Raw genomic sequence first — 3107 nt, 5'->3', positions numbered from 1 at the left:
GTCGGTGCAGAGCCCCGGCCCGGCCCCACCCGTGGCCACCGCCACGCCCTGAGCACGCAGGTCCGACGGGGGCAGCAGCCTTCGTGCCCTGGCTGGATTCGTGCCTCGGTCGTCGGCGCGGTGCCGGTGCCACGACGCGCCGCCAGGCACTGATACGCGTGCTCCTTGACAGTGCCGTTGTCGGAGGCTACCATCGCGCTCAGTCAGCCGGGCCTCCTCGGCTCGCAAGGAGGCGTTTGTGTGTGCTGTGGCCACGGCGCGCTTCCGAGAAGACCCCTTATGTTAACCCCGACGGGACCGCCCCGGGCGACCCCCGTTAATGATGGCTACGCTCCGGCACGCTCCCTTGACGCGGACAGGGCGCCGATCTACAATCGCCGCATTTCGGTCGATGGTTTCTGGCTCGCGCGTCACGGCGGGAGAACCGGGAGGCGAACGATGACACGGCGTGGGCGTCACGCGCTTGTCCTGGTGGCGGTGGTCTCTACTCTGATCCCTGCCTGGTGTCTGGCGCCCATCCCGCCTGCCGCCGCCGCGCAACTCGAGCAACTCGTCGCGAACATCAAGCCAGCAGTCGTCCTGGTCCAGGTGAAGAAGGCGCTGGGGGGGAGGGGGCATGGGTCGGGATTCGTGTACGACGCCTCCGGCTTCATCCTGACCAACCATCACGTCGTGGAAGGGGCCACAGAGATCGTCGTCAGGTTGCCCGACGGTCGGTGGTTCCCGGCCAGCGTCGCCTATTACGACCGGTTGGTGCGCTCCAACGAGCCCCCGTCTCCCGATGTCGTCTATGATGTCGCGGTGCTGAAAATCAATGCGTCGAAGCTGCCCGTGCTCCCCATACACGCGGGGGACGCTCCCGTGCAGCAAGGCCAGGAGATCCTCATCCTGGGATACCCGGGAGGCGTGCCCACGGACCAGGTATCCGTCACGCGCGGGATCGTGAGCGCTATCCGCGACGAGTGGATCCAGACCGATGCGGTGATTGTGCCGGGCAACAGCGGAGGCCCGGCAATCGACCAACAGGGACGGGTGATCGGCCTGGCGACGTTCGTGACCGGACCCTTCTACCGGATCGGCGGCATCGTCTCCAGCCGCTACTTCGTCGGCGAAGCGAGGGACGCGCGGCGCCGTGATCACGGCGGGCTCTCGAACAAGATGTACGTCACGGGGATGGACTACATGCCCCGCGTCTTTCCGCCCCCGAGGGACAACATTTACATCAAATCGTGGAGCGTGCAGTACGACCCGGAAACCGCCGCCGGACCCCGATGGACGGGGAAGAGCTCCGAGCGGGTCGTGGGCCGCGTGGAGCACCTCAACGGAGCACTGAGGTATCGGACGGGGCCCTCCGAGCAAGTGTGGCCGCGCGATGAAATCTCCTACTACATCGACTCCACCGGCCTCTACCGCCTCGGCGGCGTCGCGAAATACAAGACCCCCTGGGACTCGTTTGAAGCTACCTTCCGTTGGGAGAGCAAGCCTCCCCGGCCGATCTTGCTGTTCCGGTTTCCTCCCGTTGCCGGTGACTCCTGGGAGGTCGAGGACCACTGGGAGCCAGGGGGAGGAATGCTTGCACGCGCACGGGGGTCGGAGGAGCAGCCCTCCATCGCCGTGAAGGGCCGCGTGAAGATCGACAGCGTCAACGAGGTCGTGACCGTGCCCGCCGGGACATTCAAGGGCAGCATCAAGATCACGCAGGATCTCGAACTCGCGGCGATGCGGGGTGGCGGCCAAGTCGGGCGCGCCCGGCTAATCGAGACGACCTGGTATGGCGGCACACCCCCGTCTGCCCCCGCTGTCGGTGCCGTCCGGGTCGTGGGTCGACTCCCCGGGTTGCGCCGCTGGACGATGGAGCTGCTGGAGATGCACTGGAACAGACCACGGCCCGAATGAAGGTTAGTTGGCAACAACCCCAACCACCGAAGGCAGTTAAAACTGTAGGCCCGGGGCCGCTCCGACTGCAGCTATGCCGTGACCATCCTTACCGTCCAGGAGCGAGCGGAGGTGGGGTATATCCGATGAAAAGAACCTGGGGACCAGGAGCGCGCACACGAAGTGATACACGACTCCCAGGAACACGCCGACTTCGGCCAGGCTCATCAGGAAGAGCCAGACGAAGAGGCGCAACGCTCGCCCGGGCGAGTCGAGAACCTGGCGGCCGATAGGGAAGGCCGCCATCACGGCGCCTGCAGCCAGGGCGGCGGCGATCTTGACCGCCTCGCTCCACCCGCCCCCGCTCCGACGCACGAGGAGGCCTGAGCCGGCGAGCCGTTCTGTCAGCGCCGCCGGGGCGAGCATGCCGGGGCCGAGGAGCACGACGGCCCAGTAGGCCAGGCGCGACTCCGCGAGCCCGAGGACATGGTTGGCGAGGTAGTTGAGCGAGAAGAACGCGACCACGTCCAGGAGCACGACGGCAAGGATCACTGCCCGGCCTGGGACTCCCGCTGGATCTTGTAATTCAGGAACAGGCCGCGACGGCGAAACTCCTGGCGGATCAGCTCCAGGAGCCGGCGAAGTTCTTCTTCCTTCGAGAGCTCCAGCCAGAAGCGGAAGACGCGGCTCACCGAATCCTCCTGGTTCGTCTCCATGGCGCCTCGCTCGCGACATACAGTCAAGTCCCGCTGTGAACCTCACGCCCCGGAGCGCGCCTCGATCCCGTACTCCCTGAGCTTCCGCCAGAGGGTGGTGCGGTTGATGCCGAGAGCTCGGGCGGCCTCGCTCTGGTTGCCGCCGGCCCGCTCCAGGGCCTTCAGGATCCGCTCGCGCTCCAGCTGGGCCGGCGGCATTTGGGGAGGGCCAGCGGCGGCCTGGCCGCCGGCTGCGGGGTAGAGCCCGAGGTCGGAGGCCGTGATCTCGGGCCCGGGGGCGAGGATCACCGCGCGCTCGACGGCGTGCTCCAGCTCCCGCACGTTTCCGGGCCAGCGGTACCTCGCGAGCAGGGTCAGGGCCTCGCGGCTCAGGCCCTTGAAGGCCTTCCGGGCCCGGCGCGCGGAGAGGCGGAGGAAGTGCTCGGCCAGGGGCACGATGTCCTCCGACCGCTCCCTCAAGGGCGGGACCTGGAGCGTGATGACGTTGAGCCGGTAGTAGAGGTCCTCCCTGAAGCG

General features: G+C 67.4%; 4 protein-coding genes. 1 reads left to right on the top strand and 3 read right to left on the bottom strand.

What is annotated here, in order from left to right; all coding sequences use genetic code 11:
• The first annotated feature begins 438 nt into the window (after window positions 1–438).
• Window positions 439–1896, top strand: a complete 1458-nt coding sequence (locus tag HY726_05880; protein ID MBI4608517.1) for a trypsin-like peptidase domain-containing protein — start codon at window positions 439–441, stop codon at window positions 1894–1896.
• A gap of 36 nt (window positions 1897–1932) precedes the next feature.
• Here HY726_05880 and HY726_05875 read toward each other — a convergent pair whose 3' ends face one another.
• The 3 genes from HY726_05875 to HY726_05865 form a co-directional block, all read right to left on the bottom strand.
• Window positions 1933–2427, bottom strand: coding sequence for a hypothetical protein (locus tag HY726_05875; GenBank protein ID MBI4608516.1), 495 nt, complete (start codon window positions 2425–2427; stop codon window positions 1933–1935).
• A complete protein-coding gene (locus HY726_05870) occupies window positions 2424–2567 on the bottom strand; it encodes a hypothetical protein (protein MBI4608515.1) in 144 nt (47 codons plus the stop codon). Before HY726_05870 ends, HY726_05875 begins: the two co-directional genes overlap by 4 nt.
• A gap of 66 nt (window positions 2568–2633) precedes the next feature.
• Window positions 2634–3107 (bottom strand): sigma-54-dependent Fis family transcriptional regulator (locus tag HY726_05865; GenBank protein ID MBI4608514.1); only part of this gene is annotated, 474 nt, incomplete at its 5' end.

Source organism: Candidatus Rokuibacteriota bacterium (assembly GCA_016209385.1).
GTDB lineage: Bacteria > Methylomirabilota > Methylomirabilia > Rokubacteriales > CSP1-6 > JACQWB01.
Note: the sequence above shows the minus strand (reverse complement) of the source record. Positions and strands in the feature narration are given on the sequence as shown.